The organism is Nocardia sp. CDC519 (assembly GCF_059509835.1).
Window position 1 is genome coordinate 2,407,272 of the sequence record NZ_CM183377.1, and the last position, 21,954, is coordinate 2,429,225.

Below are 21,954 nucleotides of genomic sequence, written 5' to 3' on the forward strand. Positions count from 1 at the left end.
ACTCGCTGCGCGACGGCTGGATGGTCGCGGCCGCGGTCGCCATCGGCGGCACCGGCATCTGGGTCATGCACTTCATCGCGATGCTCGGCTTCACCATCGACGGCGCCTCGATCCGTTACAACGTGCCACTCACCCTGATCAGCGCGCTCATCGCCATGGTGGTGGTGTGGATCGGGCTCGGCGTGGCGCAGCGTCGCAGCTGGGGCCCGGTAGCGCTGCTCGCCGGTGGCGCCATCACCGGCGCGGGCGTCGGCACCATGCACTACTGCGGCATGTACGCGATGAAATCCGATGCCGCGATGGACTACAACGGATGGATCGTCGCGATCTCCATCGTGATCGCCGTCATCGCCGCGACCGCCGCACTGTGGTTCACCCTGCATGTGCGCGGCACACTCGCGACCGTCGGCGCGGCGGCCGTCATGGGTGTGGCGGTCTCCGGCATGCACTACACGGGCATGTTCGCGATGCGGGTGCAGCATGTCGCGCACGCCCATCAACCCTCCGGTGCGGGCGCGGCGCAGCTGCTCACCCCGCTGACCGTCGGGGTCAGCATGGTGACGGTCGTGTTGCTGCTGCACCTGGCCATGACCGAAGCCGGCGAAGCGGAGGCCCGCACCACCCGATCCCGTCGACCCGCCCAGTACTGGCCGACCCGGGACTGACCCACCGACGACTACGGCCCGCGCGCGGCCCCGAGAAGGGGCAGCACGCGGGCCGTAGCCGGGATTGCCTAGTCCAGATAGTCGCGCAGGACCTGAGAGCGGCTGGGGTGGCGCAGCTTGCTCATGGTCTTGGACTCGATCTGGCGGATGCGCTCACGGGTGACGCCGTACACCTGACCGATCTCGTCCAGCGTGCGCGGCTGGCCGTCGGTCAGGCCGAAACGCAGCCGGACCACGCCGGCCTCGCGCTCGGACAGCGTCTCCAGCACCGACTGCAGCTGATCCTGCAGCAGGGTGAAGCTCACCGCGTCGACCGCGACGACGGCCTCGGAGTCTTCGATGAAATCGCCGAGCTGGCTGTCGCCCTCATCGCCGATGGTCTGGTCCAGCGAGATGGGCTCACGCGCGTACTGCTGGATCTCCAGCACCTTCTCCGGCGTGATGTCCATTTCCTTGGCCAGCTCCTCCGGGGTGGGCTCACGGCCCAGATCCTGGAGCAGCTCGCGCTGGATGCGGCCGAGCTTGTTGATGACCTCGACCATGTGCACCGGGATGCGGATGGTGCGGGCCTGGTCGGCCATGGCGCGGGTGATGGCCTGCCGGATCCACCAGGTGGCGTACGTGGAGAACTTGTAGCCCTTGGTGTAGTCGAACTTCTCCACCGCGCGGATCAGACCCAGGTTGCCCTCCTGGATCAGGTCCAGGAACGCCATGCCGCGGCCGGTGTAGCGCTTGGCCAGCGAGACCACCAGACGCAGGTTCGCCTCGAGCAGGTGGTTCTTGGCTCGGTTGCCGTCGCGGATGATCCAGTTGAAGTCGCGACGCACCGCCACCGGCAGCTTCTCGCCCTGCTCGGCGAACTCGCGCATCTTCTCCGCCGCGTAGAGGCCGGCCTCGATGCGCTTGGCGAGCTCGACCTCCTCCTCGGCGTTGAGCAGCGCGACCTTGCCGATCTGCTTGAGGTAGGCACGCACCGAGTCGGCGGAGGCGGTGAGCTCGGCATCCTTACGCGCCTGGCGCAGCGCCTCGGATTCCTCCTCGTCCCAGACGAAGTCGCCGGAGGCCTTGTCCGCGGCGGTGGGCTCCTCGGCTGCTTCCTCGGCTTCTTCGGCGACCTCTTCGACCAGGTCTTCACCCTCGTCGGTCAGGTCGTCCTCGGAGACCTCGAGATCGCCGAGATCCTCCACATCCAGCGACTCGTCGTCGAGGTGTTCCTCGGCGTCCTTGCCCTTGGGTGCGGCTTTCTTGGCGGCGGCCTTCTTGGCGGGCGCCTTTTTCGCGGCGGCTTTCTTGGCGGGAGCCTTCTTGGCGGCGGCCTTCTTCGCCGGAGCCTTCTTGGCGGCAGCCTTGCGAACCGGCCGTGCTTCGGTTACATCGGCGGAGTCGGCGTCGGCCGATTCGGCGGTCTGACGGGTATTCGTGGCTACCACGTACGCCCTTTCGTGACGGTCTCGTGCGGCGTCACGCCAGAGTAGATATCCGGCGGAGCGGTCTGTCGGGTTGCACCGGCCAGCGCCGGTCGGGTTTCACCGGCTCACCGCCGGGCAGTTCCATTGTAACGATCGGACCCGCGAGGTCTCGCCTGCGATGCCCGCAACCGCTAAGGTGCGATTCCCGCATCGATGGCCATGGCCGCGCCGACGATGCCAGCGGTGTTCTTCAGGTTCGCCGGGATCACCGGAGTCCGGTTGGTCAGCAAGGGGATCCACTGCGCGGCATCGCGGCTGATGCCGCCACCGGCGACGAACACTTTCGGCCAGAACAGGTTCTCCAGGCCGATCAGCACGGTACTCACCTGGACCGCCCACTGCTGGTACGACAGGCCGTCACGGTCCTTGATCGATGCGGCCGCGCGGTGCTCGGCCTCCATCCCGCCGATCTCGACGTGACCGAGCTCGCTGTTGGGTACCAGGGTGCCGTTGTAGAGCACCGCCGAGCCGATGCCGGTGCCGAAGGTCAGCAACAGCACGAGACCGTCGAAATCCTTTGCCGCGCCGTAGCGGTCCTCGGCCATGCCGGCGGCGTCGGCGTCGTTGAGCACGGTCACCGCGCGGCCGCCGAGCGCGGCGCTGAACAGCGTCCTGGCGTCGGTACCGATCCAAGCCGGGTCCACATTGGCGGCCGAGCGGGCCACACCGTCGAGCACCACGCAGGGCAGGGTGATGCCCACTGGTCCGTCCCAGCCGGCCTGGGCGACCAGATCGGCGACCGTCTCGGCCACGGCGTGCGGGGTCGCCGGCTGCGGGGTGGCGATCTTGATGCGCTGGTGCACGAGTTCACCGGTGGCCAGATCCACCGCGGCGCCCTTCACGCCGCTGCCGCCGATATCGATTCCGAATGCGTGCCCCCGAGCAGACATGACAGTTCCTCGTTCCCTGTGCCGGCCAGTACGGAATACGCGCCGTCGCACGGGGGCTTCGCGACCGCCAGCCGGGGCGCGAAGGGGGTGCCCGACGACGGCGCTGTGTCGTGCACGACAAGAGTAGTGGGCGGTCGCGGCTGCGCGGTCCGCAGGATCTGTGGTGCGATGGAGGACGTGCCGCATTCGTCGTCCTCGCCCCAGTCCACCGTCCTGACCACCGAGAACTCCCCGATCGCCGCACCCGACGCCGCAGCGTTGCGCCGCCTCGCGGTCGAGCTGGCCGAGGCCGCCGCCGCGCATGTACGAACACGCAGGCCCGAGGTGTTCGGGCCCGCCGGTGACGCGGACGGCGTCGTGCGATCCAAGAGCACCCCCACCGATCCGGTGACGGTGGTCGACACCGAAACCGAGCAGCTCATCCGCACCATGCTGGCCCGGCTGCGTCCGGCCGATCACATCCTGGGTGAAGAGGGCGGCGGCGATCTGGGCCGCGCCGACGACGACACCGTGGTCTGGGTGGTCGATCCGATCGACGGCACCGTCAACTTCCTGTACGGGATACCGGCCTACGCTGTCTCGGTGGCCGCCATGCGCGGCGGGCGCTCGATCGCCGGTGCGGTGGTCGACGTCGCCGCCGAGCGGACCTATCACGCCGGGCTCGGCCTCGGCGCCGAACGCGTCGACGCCGACGGGTCGGTGCACCCGCTGCGCTGCACCCCGGTCGAAGAGGTGCGCATGGCGCTGGTCGCCACCGGGTTCGGCTACGGCGCGGCGCGGCGGGCGCGCCAGGCCGCGCTGGTCGCCGAGGTGCTACCGCGGGTGCGTGACATCCGCCGCATCGGTGCGGCCGCGCTGGATCTGTGCATGGTGGCCGAGGGCCGGGTGGACGCGCACTACGAGCACGGTCTCAATCCCTGGGACTGGGCCGCCGGCGCGCTGATCGCCACCGAGGCCGGGGCGCGGGTGGTGGCCCCGCCCGCGCATTCCACCGGCGCCGCGGGGGAGTTGTTCGTCGCGGCCGCGCCGGGAATCGCCGACGAACTGCTGGCCCTGCTGGACGAGCTCGGGGTCAGCGCGCCGATCCCCGAGCCCTGACCTGCCCTGCTCAGCAGCGGGCCTGCCTGGCCGCCTCGAGGAGATCGATATCGAGGGCCGGGGTCTCGCCGGAGGCCGGGTTCTTCAGCGAACGCAGCACTTCTTCGGCGTCGTTGGACGGCTGGATATCGCGGAACAGCGAGCCGAGCACCAGATCGACGGTGTCGTTCTCGCGCTTGTCCTCGATCAGTTCCGCGCACGGAACGGCCAGCTGCACCGAGGCCGCGGCCCGGCGGCCGTTCACCCCGAAGCGGATCTGGCCCATGCATTCCAGATCGCCGTTGACGTATATCGAATCGTTGCCATAGGCCTCATTCGGGACGCTGCCGAATCCGAGGTCGCCGAGCTGGGCGGCGGCATGGGCGGCCTGCCCGCGCTGGTTGTTGGCATTGAGGACGCGCACCTTGGTGTCGGCCAGCGCGGCCGGTTCCACGTTCTCGAGCCGGCTCGGCCCCACTCGCTGCCCCAGCGCGGGCTGCGGTTCGGCGCCCGGATCGGTGGCCGGGCTCGGCGAATTGCACGCCATCGCCGTGTAGTCGGTGTCCTCGGTGGTCAGCGCCTTGATCCACACGATCGTGCAGATGAGGGCCAATACCGCGACCAGGACGAGCCAGGGCTGCAGGCGCCGCCGGATGAAGGGTCGTCCCCGCGAATCCGTTGCGCTGCCTTCGGTGATCAGTGAAACCACCAGCACACTCTACGAAAATGTCCGGGCGAACCTTGCAGCCGCCGTGCCGTCGGTCTCGATTCGTGACGCCGATGGTGTCGATTCCCTGACGGTTTCGACTCGGCTGTGTTTTGATTGCGACTTTTGTCTGGGGGTCCGCTATTGTCTGGCGGCCCAGATCGAAACACCGGCCCGAAAATCGGTGGTTGGTCGCGGGAACAAGCAGGGCATGTTCAGCGTTGTCCGACTGCTATCCGGTGCAGAACCTCAGAATCTGCCCTGATAGGGGACCGGTACACGTGTGATGTGTGCCACCGGCGGGCGGTGTGGACAACCGCGAGGAATGTCCGCGCCGATCCGGGATATACGGAGTAAGGACGAGGGGAAGACGACATGGCAACCGACTATGACGCACCGAGGCGCACCGAATCCGACGACGTGTCGGAGGATTCGCTGGAGGAGCTGAAGGCTCGTCGCAACGAGGCTCAGTCCGCCGTCGTGGATATCGACGAATCCGATACCGCGGAGTCGTTCGAGCTTCCCGGCGCGGACTTGTCCGAAGAAGTGCTGACGGTCCGGGTGATTCCGAAACAGGCCGATGAGTTCACCTGCTCGAGCTGTTTCCTTGTGCACCACCGCAGCCGACTGGCCAGCGACAAGGGCGGTCAGCTGATCTGCATGGACTGCGCGGCCTGAGCGCGCGCCCGATATGGCGACGGCCCCGCGAACCGGGATCCGAGATCCCCTCGCCGGGCCGCTACACCGCGCTGTCGCACCGCGGTGTCAGTCCGCGCTCGGCAGTCCGAGTGCGGCGAGGACCTGTTCGGGCCGGCGGGTACTGATCAACCAGTACGGCGTCGGATCGTCCGGGTCGTCCAGCACGAGCAACACCATCGACCCGATCCACGGGCGATGTTGCACATAGGCGGCGGGGTCGAGTTGACGACCCAGCGCCGCGCTCTTGGCGCTCGCGGGCACCACGGCCGCGCGGGCGATGAATTCCACCGGTAGATGGGCGCGATCCACCCGCAGTTCCGGCGCACCGTTCGGATCGGCCGCCACCGCGATGCGGTGCCTACTCAGCCACAACAGCACCCACACCGGCACGGGGAACAGCAACACGTAGGGCAGCCAGGCCCGCACGCCCGGCGCGCCCATGTGGATTTCGGCGGCCAGCAGGCCTGCGATCGCGAACGCCACCGGCCACCACCACAGCGGCACCCACAGGCGCTCGGTGTAAGCGGGCGGACCGGACCGGGTCGAGCGCTGGGTATCGGCTGGTACGGGCTGGTCGGACACAACTCAAGAGTAAGCCAGCGGCTCGCCGGGATGGCGTGCAGGTACGGCCGGGAAAACGCGTAGGCTCGTGCTACGTGAGCGCACTTTCACCGATACCTCTGCTGCGGCTCGATCCCGGCATCCCCGTGCCGACGCGCGCCCATCCCGGCGACGCGGGCGTGGACCTGTGCACCACCGAGGACGTCATCCTGGAACCGGGAGAGCGGGTGCTGGTCGGCACCGGCATCGCGGTCGCCCTTCCGGTGGGCACCGTCGGATTGATCCATCCCCGTTCGGGGCTGGCGGCCAAGACCGGTCTGTCGGTGGTGAATGCGCCGGGCACCGTCGACGCCGGCTACCGCGGCGAGATCAAGGTGTGCCTGATCAACCACGATCCGCGGACCCGGATCGAATTGCGGCGCGGCGACCGGATCGCCCAGCTGCTGGTGCAACGGGTGGAGCTGGTGGATTTCATCGAGGTCGACCGGCTCGACGAGACCACGCGGGGTGCGGGCGGCTACGGCTCGAGCGGTGGGCACGCGAGCCTCGACGCCTCCGCTACGGCGTCGGCCGCGACCGGCAAGGAGGAATGACGCGATGTTCGGGAAGAAGAAGTCCACGCGCCGCGACAGATCCGTCGACGACGACCGCTACGACGAACCCGGCGATTACGCCGAGTTCGACGGCGACGAATACGACACCGACGAATACCCGGAGTACTCCGACGATTTCGCCGACGCGATCGCCGAGGACGATTACGACGACGACTCCGATTACCGTCCGGCCGAGCATGCCGCGCCCGACGACGAGGCGCCGGCCACCGGCCCCTACGACTACGAGGAAGTCGCCGAACTGCTCGAGTCGGTCGCCGATCAGCGCCTCGACCTCGGCTCGGTGATCCTGCCGGTGCCGCCGGGCGGTCAGCTCCAGGTGGAGATGACTCCCGAGGGCACCCCGCAGGCGGTGCATCTGGCCACCGAGCACGGGCGGATCACCGTCGCGGCCTACGCGGCGCCGAAATCACCGGGCCAGTGGCGCACGGTGGCCTCGGATCTGGCCGACTCACTGCGCAAGGACGGCGCGAAGGTGGCCATCGAGACCGGGCCGTGGGGCCGGGAGATCTTCGCCGTCACCGAGGGCGCGGATCTGCGCTTCATCGGCGTGGACGGCTATCGCTGGATGGTGCGGCTGGTGGCCGCGGGCCCGTCGGGTGCCGCCGACGCCGACACCCCGCTGGTCACGGCCGCGCGGGCGATTCTCGCCGAAACGGTAGTTCGCCGTGGCACCGATCCGCTGCCCGTGCGCGAACCGCTGCCGGTGGTGCTGCCGCAGGAATTGGCCGATCAGCTCGCCGCGGCCCATCAGCAGCAGATCCAGGCCCAGCAGCAGGCGATCGCGGCCCAGCAGCAGGCGCTGGCCGCCCAGCAGGGCACACCGGGCGTGGTGCCGGGTATCGCGCCGGGCGCGGGCCGTCCGGTGATGCCCGATCAGCCGCGGCGCGGTGCCGACGGTTCGGCCATGCAGCAGCTCGGTCGCAACTAGCGGGCCGGCATCGGTCGGCAGCCCGGCGTGACAGCATCGCCGGGCTCAACCGAAGGCAGCCAGCCCCAGATGGCCGAGGACGGCCGGGTCGGCGCCCAGTTCGTCGAGGGTGAGTTCCTCCAGCACCGAAGTCGCGATCAGGCCGGCCCATTGCTGGGCGACCGGCCACGGGTGCACCGGATCGTCGACCGCGCCGAGCACCGCCACCGGCGTGGTCAGTGTCTCCAAGAGTTGCGGCTCCGGCCATTTGTAGGCTGCCGCCTCCTCCAGCGCCTGCGGCAGGTCCGGCCATTGGGATCGCCAGGAGCGATCCAGCGCCTCACCCAGCCATGCGGGACTGCCTGCCCACATCCTGGCCACCACCTCGTCGAGGCCGTCGGCGCGCAGGGCCGCGGCGGTACCAGCGGCGCTGGCCGCGGCGGGACAGCCGATGCTGTCGGGTCCGGTCCAGGCGGGCAGCGCGGCGATGACCCCTGCCGCGGCCTCGGGGCGAGTGCTCGCCCATTCGATGGCCACCGCGGCTCCGAGTGAGATACCCGCCACCAGCACCGGGCCGCGGCGTGCGGCGTCGTCGAGGGCCGCGACATAGCTGTCGACGACGGCGCGAGGGTTCGGATCGACGGCGATCAGCTCCAATCCGCGAGCGGTGCACGCGGGCTCGAATGCCCGGCGCGCGAAGTGGGCGTCGGAGCCGGTACCTGGGAGCCCGACAACGACGGCGGGCGTGGGTGAGTCGAACATCGGAGGTGAGCGTAGCGGTGCGATGGTTGCCCATCTACAGTGGCGGTGTACGGCCGCAGACGGTCGTGCGAACAACGAGATGGTCGTGCGACCCACGTCCATCAGCTCTACAGGAGACCGAGCGATGTCTTCCTTCGGAGGAAGAAAGGCGGCTTCGAACCCCGCCTCGGGATATTTTCGCAGGCTCGGACGCAGACTGACCGAGGACATCGATCAGCTCGACGCCGAGGAGCTGGCCGAAACGGCCGACGCCTCGGGAGCCTGCCTGGCATCGGAGTGTCGCCGCGGCGACGAAGCGACGATGCTGGGGCGCCTTCGCAGTGTCGAGGCGTGCCCCCAGTCCGCCGGCGCGAGTGTGCAGGCGGAGTTCTACGACGGCACCGACGCCATCACCCTGGTGTGGATCGGTCGCAAGCGCATCCCCGGCATCGAATCGGGGCGGCGCATCATGGTCCGCGGTCGCGTCGGCGACCGTGACGGCCGCAAGGTCATGTACAACCCCTACTACGAATTGCGCGGGAACAGCTGACGTATGCCATCGAGCGACGAAAACCTACCGACGCCCGCCGAACTCGCCACCACCACCGCGCCGGAGCCCGCGCCCGCCGGCACCGCTGGTGAGGAGGTCGAGGCCGAGGTAGCCCGCCAGCAGACGCTGCTCGAACAGCTCGGTGGTTTCAGTGGCCTGATCTATTCGACCCTTCCGGTTCTGGTCTTCGTCCCGGTCAACACCGTGGCCGGGCTCACCGCCGCGATCTGGGCTTCGCTCGGTGTGGCCGCGGCGATCCTGGTCTGGCGGTTGGTGCGCAGGGACCCGGTGCAGCCGGCGATCTCCGGGTTCATCGGCGTCGGCATCTGCGCGTTCATCGCCTACCGGATGGGCGAGGCCAAGGGCTTCTTCCTGTTCGGCATCTACACCAGCCTGGTGTACGGCGGTGTGTTCCTCGCCTCGATCCTGGTGCGCTGGCCCCTGGTCGGCGTCATCTGGGGGGTGCTCAACGGCCACGGCAGCGAATGGCGCACCGACCGGCGGGTGGTCCGGCTCTACGACATCGCCACGCTGGCCTGGGTGCTGGTCTTCGGCTCCCGGTATCTGGTGCAGTCGCACTTCTACGACACCGACCACACGGGTTGGCTCGCTTTCGCGCGCATCGCGATGGGCTGGCCACTGACGGCGGTCGCGCTCACGGTCACGGTGTGGGCGGTGCGCCGGGCCGGGCATCTGCCCGCCGCAGGCCGTCCCGCCGCCGGCCGTCACGCCAAAGCTTGATTCCGCGGGTCGGTCTCGACCCGCCGCGAAGGTGGGGCCCTACCCACCCTGGGGTATCTGTCGGCAGTCTCTGGATCGGCGCAGGATCGTTTCATCACCGCGAACGATCGCTGAGAGGACTGGCGAATTGGCTACCCAGCGCACCACCGCCACTACCCGTACGGGCCGCAGGCAGGACAATCCGGCCCTGTCGGAGAGCCGCCGGATCTCGGCCGAACTGAACAGCCTCATCGGTCCCGCCGCCGCGGGCGACAGCCGGGCCATCAGCGATGTGCTGCGACTGATCCATCCGCTGGTGTACCGCTATTGCCGGTCCAGGATGGGCAACACCGCACACCTTCAGGTCACCGCCGATGACGTCGTGCAGGAGGTCATGCTGGCCACCGTGCACGCCATCCCGCGCTACCGGGAGCAGGGCAAGTCGTTTCTGGCCTTCGTCTACGGCATTGCGGCGAACAAGGTCGCCGACGCCTTCCGCCGCGCCCAGACCCACCCGGTCTATCCGACCGACGACATGCCCGACGCCGCCTCACTGGCGGCCGGACCCGAGGAACGGGCCCTGGTGTCCGAACGCCAGCGCGCCACCCGTCAGCTGATGCAGGTGCTCGCCCCCGTGCACCGCGAGGTGCTGGTGATGCGGATCATCCTCGGCTGGACCGCGGCCGAGACCGCCGATGCCATCGGCACCAGCCCGGGCGTGGTGCGCGTGATGCAGCATCGGGCGTTGAACAAACTGCGCGCCGAATTGAAGGTGGCCTCCTGAGCGCTGTGTTCAGGAGGCGGCGCCGTGTGAGGCGAGGGCCGCGCGCAACTCTTCCTCGCCCTCCGGTGAGGTGACGAACAGCAATTCGTCCTCGCCTTCGAACGGGTCGTCGGCCTCGGGCACGATGACCCGTCCGCCGCGCAGGATCGTCACCAGCGCGGTGTCGCGGGGCAGTGTGAGGGTTCGCACCGGTTTGCCCGCCAGCGATGTGTCCGGCGGGAGAGTCAGTTCCACCAGGTTCGCCTGGCCCTGCCGCAGCGTCATGAGCCGCACCAGATCACCGACCGACACCGCCTCCTCCACCAGCGAGGCGAGCAGCCGCGGGGTGGAGACCGCGACGTCCACACCCCAGGAGCCGTCGAAGAGCCATTCGTTGCGTGGATCGTTGACCCTGGCCACCACCCGGCGAACGCCGAATTCGGTCTTGGCGAGCAGGCTGTGCACGAGGTTGGCCTTGTCGTCGCCGGTGGCGGCGATGACGACCTCATAGGTTTCCAGGTCGGCGTCTTCGAGCAGGGCGAGCTCGCAGGCGTCGGCGTGTACCCAGATCGCGTCCGGGATGGCCGCGGGATCGATGTGGTCGAGCTGACGTTCCAGCAGCATCACCTGGTGCCCGCTGCGCAGCAGCTCCCTGGCGATGGATCGGCCGACGGCTCCGGCGCCGGCAATGGCCACCTTCATATCTCAGTCCTCGTTCGCTGGGGGCTTACCGGCGAGGGCGACGGCTTCGCCGACCGACCCGGATGTGGCGGCCACATAGATGATGTCGTCGGCCTGCACCACGGTCTTGCTTTCCGGCAGCACGCCCTGGCCGAAGCGGATGATGAAAGCCACTCGCGCGCCGACGGTGCGTTCCAGATCGCGCACCGTGCGCCCGTACCAGTCCTCGTGCAGGGTCAGCTGGGCGACGGCCACCGTGCCGGTCGGGTCGCGCCAGGTGGTGGTGCCCGCGTCGCCGATCAACGTGTGCAGGAACCGGTCGGTGGTCCACGGCACGGTGGCGATGGTGGGGATGCCGAGCCGTTCGTAGACGGCGGCGCGTTTGGCGTCGTAGATCCGCGCGACCACGCGTTCGACGCCGAACATCTCCCTGGCCACCCGCGCGGAGATGATGTTGGAGTTGTCGCCGGAGGAGACGGCGGCGAAGGCGCCGGCGCGTTCGATCCCGGCCCGGGTCAGCACGTCTCGGTCGAATCCGACCCCGAGCACCCGCTCACCGGGGAAGTCCGCGCCGAGGCGCCGGAACGCGCTCTGATCGCGGTCGATCACGGCGACCTCGTGACCTATCCGGACCAGGGCGCGCGCCAGCGACGAGCCGACGCGTCCGCACCCCATGATCACTACGTACACCGTGCAACCTCGTTCCTGGAAACCGTGGCGTCCGGTCTGTTCGTCCGTCCGGGATCGAACCGTACTCGCCGCGTGTCCCCGCAGCCATGTTCCCCCCACCAGGTCACATCAAACATGTCGGCACCGCATCGAACAGGGGAACTACCGTGACGTCCCGGGGCGCAGCGTTTCAGCGGGGCCTATGCTCGCTCCAGTGTCCAAGTTGACGACAGCGGCGAAGCGGATGCTGCTCGGCAGGCCGTTCCGCAGTGATTCGCTCGGTCATACCTTGCTGCCGAAGCGAATCGCGCTGCCCATTTTCGCCTCCGATGCCATGTCGTCGGTCGCCTACGCGCCCGAAGAAATCTTCCTGGTGTTGTCGGCGGCCGGGATCTCGGCCTTCGTGTACGCGCCGTGGGTCGGCATCGCGGTGGCGATCGTGATGGCCGTGGTGGTCGCCAGCTACCGGCAGAACGTGCACGCCTATCCGTCGGGCGGCGGCGACTACGAGGTGGCCACCACCAATATCGGTCCCAACGCCGGTCTGACGGTCGGCAGCGCGCTGCTGGTGGATTACGTACTCACGGTCGCGGTCTCGATCTCCTCGGCGGCCTCCAATATCGGCTCGGCCATCCCGTTCGTCGCCACCCACAAGGTGCTGTTCGCGGTGGTGGCCATCGCCGTGCTGACCGCCATCAATCTGCGCGGTGTCCGCGAATCGGGCAAGACCTTCGCGATCCCCACCTATGCCTTCATCTTCGGCATGTTCTTCATGCTCGGCTGGGGGCTGCTGCGCATCTATGTCTTCGGCGAGGACCTGACCGCGGAGTCGGCCGGATTCGGACTGGAGGCCGAGGACGAGCACCTGTACGGCATCGCCTTCGCGTTCTTGATCGCGCGGGCGTTCTCCTCCGGATGTGCCGCGCTGACCGGCGTCGAGGCGATCAGCAACGGTGTGCCCGCATTCCGGAAACCGAAGTCGCGCAATGCCGCCACCACCCTGCTGCTGCTGGGCACCATCTCGATCACCCTGCTGATGGGCATCATCATGCTCGCCCAGAAGATCGGGATCGTGTACGCACACAACCCGGAGCACCTGGTCGGCGCTCCCGCCGACTACCAGCAGAAGACGCTCATCGCGCAGCTGGCCGAAACCGTCTTCGCCGGTTTCCCGATCGGCTTCTTCTTCCTTACCGTGGTCACCGCGCTGATCCTGGTGCTGGCCGCCAACACCGCGTTCAACGGGTTCCCGGTGCTCGGCTCGGTACTCGCCCAGGACCGCTACCTGCCGCGTCAGCTGCACACCCGCGGTGACCGGCTGGCATTCAGCAACGGCATCCTGTTCCTGTCCGGGGCGGCCATCGCCTTCGTCGTGCTGTTCGACGCCGAGGTGACCAAGCTGATCCAGCTCTACATCGTCGGCGTGTTCGTCTCGTTCGTGCTGAGCCAGTTCGGCATGCTGCGGCATTGGACCAGGTTGCTGCGCACCGAAACCGACAGCGCGCAGCGATCGAGGATGAAGCGGTCGCGGGTGATCAATGCCGTCGGTCTCACCATGACGGGCACCGTGCTGGTGATCGTGCTCATCACCAAGTTCTTCGCCGGTGCCTACATCGCCATCTTCGTGATGATCGCGATCTTCGTGGTGATGCGGATGATTCGGCGCCACTACGATTCGGTGGCCCGCGAGCTCGACGAACACGAGTGGGACGGTGTGCTGCCCAGCCGGTCGCATTCGATCGTGCTGGTCTCGCGGCTGCACCTGCCGACCCGCCGGGCCCTGGCCTACGCACGCGCCACCCGGCCGGACACGCTAGAGGCGATCACCGTCAACGTCGACGATCCCGATACCAGGGCCCTGGTGCGCGAATGGGAGCAAAGCGATATCAACGTGCCGCTGAAGGTGATCGAATCGCCGTACCGCGAGATCACCAAACCGGTGCTCGATTACGTCAAGCGGGTGCGCAAGGACGCACCGCGCGATGTCGTCACCGTGTTCATCCCGGAGTACGTGGTCGGCCACTGGTGGGAGCAGTTGCTGCACAACCAGAGCGCGCTGCGGCTCAAGGGCAGGCTGCTGTTCGAGCCCGGCGTGATGGTGACCAGCGTGCCCTGGCAGCTGAGCTCCTCGGCCAAGGCGCGCGCGGCCGGGGTGACCAACGCACCCGGCGCGGTGCGGCGAGGATATGAGGATCGCTCATGACCGCGCGAGGCGAGTACGGGCCGCGGCGATGAGCGACTGGTCCGGGCACACCGTCGAGATCCGGCTGGGCCCGCCCGGCCACGGCGGGTTCTGCGTCGGACGCCACGAGGGCCGGGTGGTGTTCGTCCGGCACGGCCTGCCGGGTGAGCTGGTGCGCGCCCGCGTCACCGAGGACGCCGGCGGATCGTTCTGCCGTGCCGATGCGATCGAGATCCTGGAGGCTTCGCCGGACCGGGTGCCCGCCACCTGCCCGGTGTCGGGCCCGGGTGGCGCGGGCTGCTGCGACTTCTCGCACGCCACGCCCGCCGCGCAGCGCGGACTCAAGGCCGCGGTGGTGGCCGAACAGCTCCGCCGGATCGCCGGGCTGGACCGGGAGATCGTGGTCGAGCCACTGGACGCCGGCACCGAGACGGGCGGCTGGCGGACCCGCGTGCGGCTACCTGTCGACGCGGCAGGCCGCGCGGGGGCCCACCGGTATCGGAGCACCGAGGTCATCGCCGATCTGCGGTGCCCGCAGCCGGTAGCGGGCGCGCTGGACGGGATCGCCGACCGGCTCTGGACCCCTGGCGCCGATCTTGTGGTGGCGGTCGACGGTGACGGCACCCGTCACCTCGTGGAACTGGCTCCGCCGGTCGAAACCGACCTGGGCCGCGACCGGGACCGGCGCGGCGATACCGCCGACCCTGGACGCGAAGGCCCGCGCCGTAGCCGTGCCGGCGACCGTCCGCATCACGGCAAGCGCGGGGGACCGCGCGGCCGCCGCGGCGAATCCCGCCCCGGCAACGCCGAACGTCAACGTGCGGCCGCGCATCGCGCCGCCGCGCACGCGGCCAGGGACGAATGGCTGATCGAGGGCAGCGGCCGGGCCGTCGAATACGTGGCGGGCCGGCGCTGGGAGCTATCGGCGACCGGCTTCTGGCAGGCCCACCGTGCTGCCGCGCAACGTTATTCGGATGTGGTGGCGGGGTGGTCCGCCCTGGCACCGGGGGATACGGCGTGGGATCTCTACAGCGGTGTCGGTGTCTTCGCGGCCCGGCTGGCCGAACAGGTCGGTCCGTCCGGTGCGGTGCACGCGGTGGAATCGGGGCGCACCGCGGTGGCCGACGGCACGCTCGCACTGGCCGATCTGCCCTGGCTGCGGCTGGGTAGCGGCCGGGTCGAGCGCTGGGTGGCCCAGCACACCGGCGGCGCGCCTCGGGTCGTCGTGCTCGACCCGCCGCGCGCGGGCGCGGGCAAGGCCGTCGTCGGCGCGGTCACATCCGTCGCACCCGAGCGCATCATCCACATCGGCTGCGATCCCGCCTCCTTCGCCCGCGACCTCGGTCTCTACCGCGCGGCCGGCTATGAACTCACCGGCCTGCGCGCTTTCGACGCCTTCCCGGCGACCCACCATGTCGAATGCCTTGCGCTTCTGGAGCGTTGAGCCGGACCGCTGGAGCGTTGGGCGCGGCGCGGGTCACGAAGGTCGTCCGTCGTGCCACGGCCACGTGGCGATCGCCCGATGGGGCCCGGTGCGTCCGGTCGACTACCGCGGCGCCACTGGACGCGGACCTGCTCCCGCGCTCGGGACCGAGTACGCCGGAGTGTCGGCGGTTCAGTCGAGTTCCCAGGTGACCCGCACGTCGGCGGCGAGTTCGGATTCGCCGAGCTCCACCGGCACCGCTGCTGCGGCATAGGCGATTTCGCTCGCTCCACGCGCACGGGGGCGGGGAACCGGGACCGGCGCCGAGGTGTCCTCGGTGATCTCGACGACAGCACCGAGGGCGCGTCCGGCGCGCTCGGCGTACTGCTCGGCCTTGGCTTTGGCGTCGTCCCAGGCCGCGTCGCGGGCGGTGCCGAGCAGGGCGTCCGGGTCGGCGACGGTGAGTTCGAGCCCACCGAGACGGACATCGTCGCCGCCGGCGTCGACACAGTGCGCGATGATGGTGGCGGGGCCGGGGTCGGCATCCTCGCCGATCTCACGCAGCGTGATCGTCAGCGACGTGGTCGCCAGATAACCGGTGATCTTGTTGCCGCCGCCCTCCACCCAGACGGTCTCGGTCCGCACCGACAGCCCACTGGTGGCGATATCGGTGCTCGGCACGCCGTAGGAGCGCAGCGAGGCGGTGACCGCGGCGACCCGCTCCCCGGCGCGCCCATAGGCCAGGGCCACCTTGCTCGCGCGGCTTTCCACCGACAGGGTCACGCGCATGAGGTCGGGGGTCGCGTGGACGGTTCCGTGCCCGAACGTGGTGACCGCGCCCGACGACTTCTTCTTGCCCACGAGTTCTCCTGTCCTCGGTTGTTCGCGCACGCCTACGAGCCCACTCTAAGCTGGGCATCGTATGTCGAGTCTCACATTCGCCGGCCATGTCCGCTGGTGGGGATCCGTCGTCGTGTGAGGCACACAGAGTGGCTCCGTAGACTGATCGGATCAGATGCGCTATCCGGAGGGAGCGAGTTCAGGTGGGAATGCTTTCCCGGGTCGACACGCCCGAAGACCTGCGGCAGCTGACGGTGCCGCAGCTGCGCGAGCTGGCGGCGGATATCCGTGAGTTCCTGGTCCGCAAGGTCGCGGTCACCGGCGGTCACCTCGGCCCCAACCTCGGCGTGGTCGAATTGACCATCGCCCTGCACCGGGTCTTCGACTCGCCCGCCGACCCGCTGATCTTCGACACCGGCCACCAGGCCTACGTGCACAAGATCCTCACCGGCCGCAAAGACCAGTTCGACACCCTGCGCACCCAGGGCGGCCTGTCCGGCTACCCGAGCCGCGCGGAGAGCGCGCACGACTGGGTGGAGTCCTCGCATGCCTCCGCCGCGCTGTCCTACGCCGACGGTCTGGCCAAGGCGTTCGCGCTGACCGGCCAGGACCGGCATGTGGTGGCGGTGGTCGGTGACGGCGCCCTCACCGGCGGCATGTGCTGGGAAGCGCTGAACAATATCGCCGCCGCACCCGATCGCCCGGTGGTCATCGTCGTCAACGACAACGGCCGCTCCTATGCCCCCACCATCGGCGGTCTGGCCCAGCGGCTCACCGCGCTGCGCACCCAACCCGCCTACGAACACGCCCTCGACGCCGGCCGGCGGCTGCTCAAGAGCATCCCCCGGGTGGGCGACTCGGCGTACTCGATGATGCACGCGGTGAAAGCGGGCATCAAAGACGCGGTCAGCCCGCAGGAGCTGTTCAGCGATCTCGGACTCAAGTACGTCGGCCCGGTCGACGGGCACGATATCGCCGCACTCGAGGGCGCGCTGCGCCACGCCAAGGACTTCGGCGGTCCGGTGGTCGTGCACGCCGTCACCCAGAAGGGCCGCGGCTTCGAACCGGCCGAGAACCACGAGGCCGACCAGATGCACGCCTGCGGACCGATCGACCCGCTGACCGGTGAGCCGGTGGGCAGCAGCAAGGCCAAGGACTGGACCTCGGTGTTCTCCGCCGAGCTGATCGAACACGCGCAGCGCCGCGACGACATCGTCGCCATCACCGCCGCCATGCCCGGCCCCACCGGCCTGGCCGCCTTCGGTGAGCGATTCCCGGAGCGGATGTTCGACGTCGGGATCGCCGAACAGCATGCGGTGGCCTCGGCGGCCGGTCTGGCGCTCGGCGGCATGCATCCGGTGGTCGCCATCTACTCGACTTTCCTCAACCGGGCCTTCGACCAGCTGCTGATGGATGTCGCGCTGCTGAAGCAGCCGGTCACCCTCGTGCTCGACCGCGCGGGCATCACCGGCTCCGACGGCGCGAGCCACAACGGGATGTGGGACCTGTCGGTGCTCGGCATCGTGCCCGGTATGCGGGTCGCCGCGCCGCGCGACGCGGTCACCCTGCGCGAGGAACTGGGTGAGGCGCTGGCCGTCACCGACGGGCCCACCGCGCTGCGTTTCCCGAAAGGCAGTGTGGTCGAAGAGATCACGGCGGTGGAGCGGCTCGACGGCGTCGATGTGCTGCGCCTGCCCGAGGGCGACGGCACCGCCCGTACCCAGCACGGTGACGTCCTGCTGGTCGCGGTCGGCTCGTTCGCGTCCATGGCCGTCGAGGTTGCCGAACTGCTGGCGCCGGAAGGTATTTCGGTCACCGTCATCGACCCGCGCTGGGTGCTTCCGGTCTCCGACACCATTGTCAAGCTGGCCGAGAACTACCGCATGGTGGTCACCGTCGAGGACAGCGGCCTGCACGGCGGCATCGGCTCCAGCGTGTCCGCGCGCCTGCGCACCGCGGGTCTCGACGTCCCCACCCGCGATATCGGTGTGCCGCAACAGTTCCTCGATCACGGCACCGTCGCCCAGGTCCGGCAGGAGCTGGGTCTCACCGCTCCCGACATCGCTCGCCGCATCGCGAGCTGGGTCGACGCGGGCTGAGCCGGAGTTACCCGCCCACCTCAGTCGCGGGTCGCGCTCGCGATGAACACCGGCACGGCGACCATGAGCCGATCGTGTGCTGCGATCTCGAGGATTTCACCCGCTGCCCGAGTTTCCGGTCCGCGATCGCCGCGACTACGGCCGGGGGGTGATCCGGGCGGTGTGGCGGCGAAATGCCAGGACCGACTGCCGCAATCAGGGTGCGGGAGGCGACTAGACCAGCTCGACTCCGTCGAACGCGACGGTCATATGGTGGCGCCGCTCGCGCAGTACACCACCTTCACGGTGGACGGTCCCTTCGCTGAATTCGATACGCATCCGGGCGCCACGGGCGTCGACCACGCCGCAGAACCCGCTGAACGGCCCGTGCGGAAAGTAGCCGACGTCACCCGGTGCGTAATTCCCACGCCGCCAACGTAATCCACTCAGTCGCCGTCTGCCGGTTCGTGCGGCGGCTCGGCGACGATCAGCGCGACGGTCAGGCGCGGCACGGCCAGTTCGCGCTGCCAGGGCCGGGCGCCGGCGGAGCGGAGGAACTCGTCGATCTGTTTGCCGAGCTCGGTGGCCGAATCGGGGCCGAAGTCGTAGCTGGGGAGCCCGTCCCAGCACAGGCGCCGCACCACGTCGGGGGTGAGCAGGTTTTCCACCGGGACCAGGACTTCGGTCGACAGCTCGCCCATGGCGGCACGGGCTCGGGTCAGGCGGGCGGCGGCCACCGGGTCACGGCGCTCCCAGCGGTTGACCGGCGGCGGCCCGTCGTAGGGCTGGGACAGCGGCGGTAGCTCGGTATCGGGCAGCGTCCTGGCGCGCTCGACGGCGCTGAGCCATTCCCGCGAATACCGGCGCTGGCGCGGCCCGCCGAAAACCGGCAATTCGCGCAGTTGGGCGATGGTGCGGGGTTCGGCGTTGGCGGCGGCGATGATGGCCGAATCGGGCAGGATGCGCGAGGGCGCGATATCGCGGTGGCGGGCCAGTTCGTCTCGGGTGGTCCACAGTTCGCGCACCGTCGCCAGCTGACGTGCTCGCCGCAGGGTGTGGATGCCGGAGGTGCGCCGCCAGCGGTCGGCCTTCGGCGCGGGCGGCTCGGTGAGCCGGACGTGCTCGAATTCCTGTGCCGCCCACTCGGTTTTGCCCTGCTGATGCAGCGCGATCGCCACCGCTTCGCGTAGCTCGAGCAGTAGTTCGACATCGAGGGCCGCGTAGTTCAGCCAGGCCTCCGGCAGCGGCCGGGTCGACCAGTCCGCGGCGCCGTGCCCTTTGCGCAGCGCACGCCCGAGCAGCCGCTCCACCATAGCCGCCAGTCCGACCCGGTCGAACCCGGCCAGCCGCCCGCCGAGTTCGGTGTCGAACAACGCCGCCGGACGCAACCCCAGCTCGGCGAGACCGGGCAGGTCTTGGTCGGCCGAATGCAGCACCCACTCGAGATCGTTGATCGCCTCGGCCAGCGGTGCCAGCGCATCGGCCACCGGGATCGGGTCGATCAGGAAGCTGCCCGCTCCCGCGCGCCGCAGCTGGATCAGGTAGGCGCGAGCCGAGTAGCGGAAACCGGAGGCGCGTTCGGCATCCACGGCCAGCGGACCGGTACCCGCGGCGATCCGGGTGGCGGCCTCGGCGATCTCGGCTGGAGTGCTGAGCACCGGCGGCACACCGTCGGCGGGGACGAGCAACGCCACCGCGGTCTCGGTCTCGGCGTCCGCCGAGACCTGCGTGGTCGTACTGTCCGTCTCGCCGCTGTCCACGTCGCGGCCGGCCCCGTCTGCTTCCGGCATAGAGGTGAACTCTACGTGGCGCTCAGCTGCGGTCGTTATTGGTGTACGACTGTGGCCGCAAATCTGTGATACCGGCCGGTGGCAGCCCGGCGGCGAAGGCCAGTACCTCGGCGAAGGCTTCCACGTGCGGACGCATCTCGGTGGTCATCGCGGTCCAGGAGGCGCGCAGCTCCAGCTGGTGGGCGCGCGGCGGGCCCGCGATATCGCCGTAACGGACCGAACTGGTGGAGGTGACGGTGCCGCCGAGCGCGGTGAACGGCTCCCCCCGCGATTCCAGCGCGTCCACCAGCCAGCTCCACGCCACCTCGGGCAGCAGCGGGTCGGTGGCCAGGGCGGCGTCGATATCGGCCTGGATGTAGGCGACCAGCCGGAACGTGCCGTGCCAGGCCTCGTCACCGTCGGGGTCGTGCAGCAGGATCAGCCTGCCGAACGCATCGCCCTCGGAGTCGATCGGCACCACACCGGTCTCGGGGTGTTTGACCTCGGCGCCGAGCGCATAGGAATACGGGGCCAGCCGTTGCGGCGGACGGATAGGGGCCAGCTCGATCCGGGGATGCACTGTTGCGGTGCCCATCGCCTCGACCGCGGCACGAAAGGAAGCTGGTTCGCCGTCGGAGCCCTCGGTCGATGCGGCGCCGTCGCGGTAGTCGAGCGGTGTCACGAGAGGTGACGGTAGACCTACCGTCCCCGGCGCAGTCGGAGGCGCGCCGCTGAGGGGCGGGTGGACCCGCCTACGATAACGATGGTGAGCACACAGACGCGCCGCCGGTTGACCGATGCCCCCTTCCTGGCCGCCGCCACCGGCGGCGAGCCGAGCCGGCGTCCGGTGTGGTTCATGCGCCAAGCCGGCCGCTCGCTGCCTGAGTACCGGGAGCTGCGCGCGGGCATCGGCATGCTGGAATCCTGCTTCGATCCGGAACTGGTCTGCGAGATCACCATGCAGCCGATCCGCCGCCACGGGGTGGATGCGGCAATCCTGTTCTCCGACATCGTCGTTCCGCTCAAGGCGGCAGGCATCGACCTCGATATCGTGCCGGGTGTCGGCCCGGTGGTGGCCGCGCCGGTGCGCAGCACCGCCGATGTGCGGGCGTTGCCGCGGCTGCGACCGGAGGAGGTCGGCGCCGTCACCGACGGGATCGGGCTGCTGCTCGACGCACTGGGGCAGACGCCGTTGATCGGGTTCGCGGGCGCACCGTTCACGCTGGCGTCGTACCTGGTCGAGGGCGGTCCGAGCAAGCATCACGAGCGCACCAAGGCGATGATGCATGCCGATCCGCAGACCTGGCACGAGCTGCTCGGCGTGCTCACCGACATCACCATTGCCTTCTTGCAGGCCCAGCTCGCGGCCGGAGTGGACGCGGTGCAGGTGTTCGACTCCTGGGCCGGTGCGCTCTCGCAGGCCGATTACCGCCGGTTCGTGCTGCCCCATTCGGAGCGGGTGTTCGCCGAGGTCGCCGCGGCCGGTGTGCCGCGCATCCACTTCGGGGTGGGCACCGGTGAGCTGCTGGGGGCGATGGGGGAGGCGGGCGCCGACGTCGTCGGAGTCGACTGGCGGGTGCCGTTGACCGAAGCCGTGCGCCGGGTCGGTCCTGGAAAAGCGTTGCAGGGCAACCTGGATCCGGCGATCCTGTTCGCCGGGTGGGACGCGGTGGAGGCCGAGGCGCGTCGCATCACCCACGAGGCCGACGAGGCCATCACCCTCGGCGCCGCCGGTCATATCTTCAACCTCGGCCACGGGGTGCTGCCCGATACCGATCCGGGTGTGATCACCGCGCTGGTCGAACTCGTCCACCAGTTGTGATGTCCGCCGCAGCCCGGCGCGTTGCACTGATCGCGCCGGGGCGGAATGCCTTTCTGCGATACCGATTCCACGGCGTAGCAGCAATTTCCGGCGATTGATACCGCGTTGCCGCATGCCCTGATCCGGCG

At 69.4% G+C, this 21,954-nt stretch carries 23 protein-coding genes; 13 read left to right on the top strand and 10 right to left on the bottom strand.

Going from position 1 to position 21,954, the window contains the following annotated elements; genetic code table 11:
• Positions 1–20 precede the first annotated feature (20 nt).
• On the top strand, positions 21–665 hold the full coding sequence (locus AC5W7N_RS10810) for an MHYT domain-containing protein (RefSeq protein WP_324191370.1): 645 nt from the start codon (positions 21–23) through the stop codon (positions 663–665).
• A gap of 68 nt (positions 666–733) precedes the next feature.
• Here the strand turns inward: AC5W7N_RS10810 and AC5W7N_RS10815 are convergent, their stop codons facing one another.
• Positions 734–2,095: an RNA polymerase sigma factor gene (locus AC5W7N_RS10815; RefSeq protein ID WP_104359231.1), complete on the bottom strand. Its 1,362-nt coding sequence runs from the start codon at positions 2,093–2,095 to the stop codon at positions 734–736.
• Positions 2,096–2,265: 170 nt separating this feature from the next.
• Positions 2,266–3,024, bottom strand: coding sequence for a polyphosphate--glucose phosphotransferase (gene ppgK, locus AC5W7N_RS10820; protein WP_195019662.1), 759 nt, complete (start codon positions 3,022–3,024; stop codon positions 2,266–2,268).
• A gap of 168 nt (positions 3,025–3,192) precedes the next feature.
• Between ppgK and AC5W7N_RS10825 the strand changes: the two genes are divergently transcribed.
• A complete protein-coding gene (locus AC5W7N_RS10825; protein WP_195019661.1) occupies positions 3,193–4,122 on the top strand; it encodes an inositol monophosphatase family protein in 930 nt (309 codons plus the stop codon).
• Positions 4,123–4,132: 10 nt separating this feature from the next.
• Here the strand turns inward: AC5W7N_RS10825 and cei are convergent, their stop codons facing one another.
• Complete coding sequence (cei, locus tag AC5W7N_RS10830; RefSeq protein WP_163814372.1) at positions 4,133–4,810, bottom strand: envelope integrity protein Cei; 678 nt, start codon at positions 4,808–4,810, stop codon at positions 4,133–4,135.
• Between cei and AC5W7N_RS10835 the strand changes: the two genes are divergently transcribed.
• Both AC5W7N_RS10835 and AC5W7N_RS10840 read left to right on the top strand, forming a co-directional pair.
• The gene (locus tag AC5W7N_RS10835; protein WP_163814371.1) at positions 4,794–5,072 is read left to right on the top strand and encodes a hypothetical protein; all 279 of its coding nucleotides are present in this window, start codon (positions 4,794–4,796) and stop codon (positions 5,070–5,072) included. The two genes, cei and AC5W7N_RS10835, sit on opposite strands and share 17 nt — an antisense overlap.
• A 110-nt stretch (positions 5,073–5,182) precedes the next feature.
• Positions 5,183–5,485, top strand: coding sequence for a DUF4193 domain-containing protein (locus tag AC5W7N_RS10840; protein WP_138447349.1), 303 nt, complete (start codon positions 5,183–5,185; stop codon positions 5,483–5,485).
• Positions 5,486–5,572: 87 nt separating this feature from the next.
• Here AC5W7N_RS10840 and AC5W7N_RS10845 read toward each other — a convergent pair whose 3' ends face one another.
• Entirely contained in the window at positions 5,573–6,088 is a 516-nt protein-coding gene (locus AC5W7N_RS10845; RefSeq protein WP_163814370.1) for a DUF3093 domain-containing protein, read from the bottom strand.
• A 74-nt stretch (positions 6,089–6,162) separates the two neighbouring features.
• Between AC5W7N_RS10845 and dut the strand changes: the two genes are divergently transcribed.
• Positions 6,163–6,660, top strand: a complete 498-nt coding sequence (dut, locus tag AC5W7N_RS10850) for a dUTP diphosphatase (RefSeq protein WP_495923612.1) — start codon at positions 6,163–6,165, stop codon at positions 6,658–6,660.
• A 4-nt stretch (positions 6,661–6,664) separates the two neighbouring features.
• The gene (locus tag AC5W7N_RS10855) at positions 6,665–7,609 is read left to right on the top strand and encodes a DUF3710 domain-containing protein (RefSeq protein ID WP_195019660.1); all 945 of its coding nucleotides are present in this window, start codon (positions 6,665–6,667) and stop codon (positions 7,607–7,609) included.
• A 45-nt stretch (positions 7,610–7,654) separates the two neighbouring features.
• Here AC5W7N_RS10855 and AC5W7N_RS10860 read toward each other — a convergent pair whose 3' ends face one another.
• Positions 7,655–8,350 (bottom strand): alpha/beta fold hydrolase, encoded by a 696-nt coding sequence (locus AC5W7N_RS10860; protein WP_195019659.1) that lies wholly within the window; start codon positions 8,348–8,350, stop codon positions 7,655–7,657.
• A 124-nt stretch (positions 8,351–8,474) separates the two neighbouring features.
• Between AC5W7N_RS10860 and AC5W7N_RS10865 the strand changes: the two genes are divergently transcribed.
• From AC5W7N_RS10865 to AC5W7N_RS10875, 3 genes are all read left to right on the top strand, one after another.
• Positions 8,475–8,879 carry an OB-fold nucleic acid binding domain-containing protein gene (locus AC5W7N_RS10865; protein ID WP_036537982.1) on the top strand — a complete coding sequence of 135 codons (405 nt, stop codon included), beginning with the start codon at positions 8,475–8,477 and terminating at the stop codon, positions 8,877–8,879.
• Between the two features lie 3 nt (positions 8,880–8,882).
• On the top strand, positions 8,883–9,620 hold the full coding sequence (locus AC5W7N_RS10870; RefSeq protein ID WP_228806827.1) for a DUF3159 domain-containing protein: 738 nt from the start codon (positions 8,883–8,885) through the stop codon (positions 9,618–9,620).
• 127 nt (positions 9,621–9,747) lie between these two features.
• Positions 9,748–10,383: a sigma-70 family RNA polymerase sigma factor gene (locus AC5W7N_RS10875; protein ID WP_163814366.1), complete on the top strand. Its 636-nt coding sequence runs from the start codon at positions 9,748–9,750 to the stop codon at positions 10,381–10,383.
• Between the two features lie 9 nt (positions 10,384–10,392).
• Here the strand turns inward: AC5W7N_RS10875 and AC5W7N_RS10880 are convergent, their stop codons facing one another.
• Both AC5W7N_RS10880 and AC5W7N_RS10885 read right to left on the bottom strand, forming a co-directional pair.
• Complete coding sequence (locus AC5W7N_RS10880) at positions 10,393–11,064, bottom strand: potassium channel family protein (RefSeq protein ID WP_163814365.1); 672 nt, start codon at positions 11,062–11,064, stop codon at positions 10,393–10,395.
• A gap of 3 nt (positions 11,065–11,067) precedes the next feature.
• Positions 11,068–11,733, bottom strand: coding sequence for a potassium channel family protein (locus AC5W7N_RS10885; RefSeq protein WP_036537979.1), 666 nt, complete (start codon positions 11,731–11,733; stop codon positions 11,068–11,070).
• Between the two features lie 193 nt (positions 11,734–11,926).
• Here AC5W7N_RS10885 and AC5W7N_RS10890 point away from each other — a divergent pair, with 193 nt between their 5' ends.
• Both AC5W7N_RS10890 and AC5W7N_RS10895 read left to right on the top strand, forming a co-directional pair.
• The gene (locus AC5W7N_RS10890; protein WP_163814364.1) at positions 11,927–13,915 is read left to right on the top strand and encodes an APC family permease; all 1,989 of its coding nucleotides are present in this window, start codon (positions 11,927–11,929) and stop codon (positions 13,913–13,915) included.
• A 28-nt stretch (positions 13,916–13,943) separates the two neighbouring features.
• Complete coding sequence (locus tag AC5W7N_RS10895) at positions 13,944–15,338, top strand: class I SAM-dependent RNA methyltransferase (protein ID WP_195019658.1); 1,395 nt, start codon at positions 13,944–13,946, stop codon at positions 15,336–15,338.
• A 171-nt stretch (positions 15,339–15,509) separates the two neighbouring features.
• On the opposite strand, the gene AC5W7N_RS10900 is transcribed toward AC5W7N_RS10895, so the two are convergent.
• Entirely contained in the window at positions 15,510–16,178 is a 669-nt protein-coding gene (locus AC5W7N_RS10900) for an SIMPL domain-containing protein (protein ID WP_194992157.1), read from the bottom strand.
• 182 nt (positions 16,179–16,360) lie between these two features.
• Here AC5W7N_RS10900 and dxs point away from each other — a divergent pair, with 182 nt between their 5' ends.
• Positions 16,361–18,256 (top strand): 1-deoxy-D-xylulose-5-phosphate synthase, encoded by a 1,896-nt coding sequence (gene dxs, locus AC5W7N_RS10905; protein ID WP_163814361.1) that lies wholly within the window; start codon positions 16,361–16,363, stop codon positions 18,254–18,256.
• A 425-nt stretch (positions 18,257–18,681) separates the two neighbouring features.
• Here dxs and AC5W7N_RS10910 read toward each other — a convergent pair whose 3' ends face one another.
• Both AC5W7N_RS10910 and AC5W7N_RS10915 read right to left on the bottom strand, forming a co-directional pair.
• On the bottom strand, positions 18,682–20,025 hold the full coding sequence (locus AC5W7N_RS10910; protein WP_495923616.1) for an HRDC domain-containing protein: 1,344 nt from the start codon (positions 20,023–20,025) through the stop codon (positions 18,682–18,684).
• Between the two features lie 22 nt (positions 20,026–20,047).
• Positions 20,048–20,599, bottom strand: coding sequence for a DUF3000 domain-containing protein (locus tag AC5W7N_RS10915; RefSeq protein WP_048834261.1), 552 nt, complete (start codon positions 20,597–20,599; stop codon positions 20,048–20,050).
• 168 nt (positions 20,600–20,767) lie between these two features.
• Between AC5W7N_RS10915 and hemE the strand changes: the two genes are divergently transcribed.
• A complete protein-coding gene (gene hemE, locus AC5W7N_RS10920) occupies positions 20,768–21,826 on the top strand; it encodes a uroporphyrinogen decarboxylase (protein ID WP_163814359.1) in 1,059 nt (352 codons plus the stop codon).
• The last annotated feature ends 128 nt before the right edge of the window (positions 21,827–21,954 follow it).

Excerpts from the sequence above, each read along its gene's own strand:
- AC5W7N_RS10855 (WP_195019660.1), top strand. The coding sequence starts at position 6,665 with ATGTTCGGGAAGAAGAAGTCCACGCGCCGCGACAGATCCGTCGACGAC.
- AC5W7N_RS10895 (WP_195019658.1), top strand. The coding sequence starts at position 13,944 with ATGAGCGACTGGTCCGGGCACACCGTCGAGATCCGGCTGGGCCCGCCC.
- AC5W7N_RS10810 (WP_324191370.1), top strand. The coding sequence starts at position 21 with ATGGTCGCGGCCGCGGTCGCCATCGGCGGCACCGGCATCTGGGTCATG.
- AC5W7N_RS10910 (WP_495923616.1), bottom strand. The coding sequence starts at position 20,025 with ATGCCGGAAGCAGACGGGGCCGGCCGCGACGTGGACAGCGGCGAGACG.
- AC5W7N_RS10915 (WP_048834261.1), bottom strand. The coding sequence starts at position 20,599 with ATGGGCACCGCAACAGTGCATCCCCGGATCGAGCTGGCCCCTATCCGT.
- AC5W7N_RS10860 (WP_195019659.1), bottom strand. The coding sequence starts at position 8,350 with ATGTTCGACTCACCCACGCCCGCCGTCGTTGTCGGGCTCCCAGGTACC.
- ppgK (WP_195019662.1), bottom strand. The coding sequence starts at position 3,024 with ATGTCTGCTCGGGGGCACGCATTCGGAATCGATATCGGCGGCAGCGGC.
- AC5W7N_RS10840 (WP_138447349.1), top strand. The coding sequence starts at position 5,183 with ATGGCAACCGACTATGACGCACCGAGGCGCACCGAATCCGACGACGTG.
- AC5W7N_RS10825 (WP_195019661.1), top strand. The coding sequence starts at position 3,193 with ATGGAGGACGTGCCGCATTCGTCGTCCTCGCCCCAGTCCACCGTCCTG.
- AC5W7N_RS10880 (WP_163814365.1), bottom strand. The coding sequence starts at position 11,064 with ATGAAGGTGGCCATTGCCGGCGCCGGAGCCGTCGGCCGATCCATCGCC.
- AC5W7N_RS10865 (WP_036537982.1), top strand. The coding sequence starts at position 8,475 with ATGTCTTCCTTCGGAGGAAGAAAGGCGGCTTCGAACCCCGCCTCGGGA.
- hemE (WP_163814359.1), top strand. The coding sequence starts at position 20,768 with ATGGTGAGCACACAGACGCGCCGCCGGTTGACCGATGCCCCCTTCCTG.
- AC5W7N_RS10870 (WP_228806827.1), top strand. The coding sequence starts at position 8,883 with ATGCCATCGAGCGACGAAAACCTACCGACGCCCGCCGAACTCGCCACC.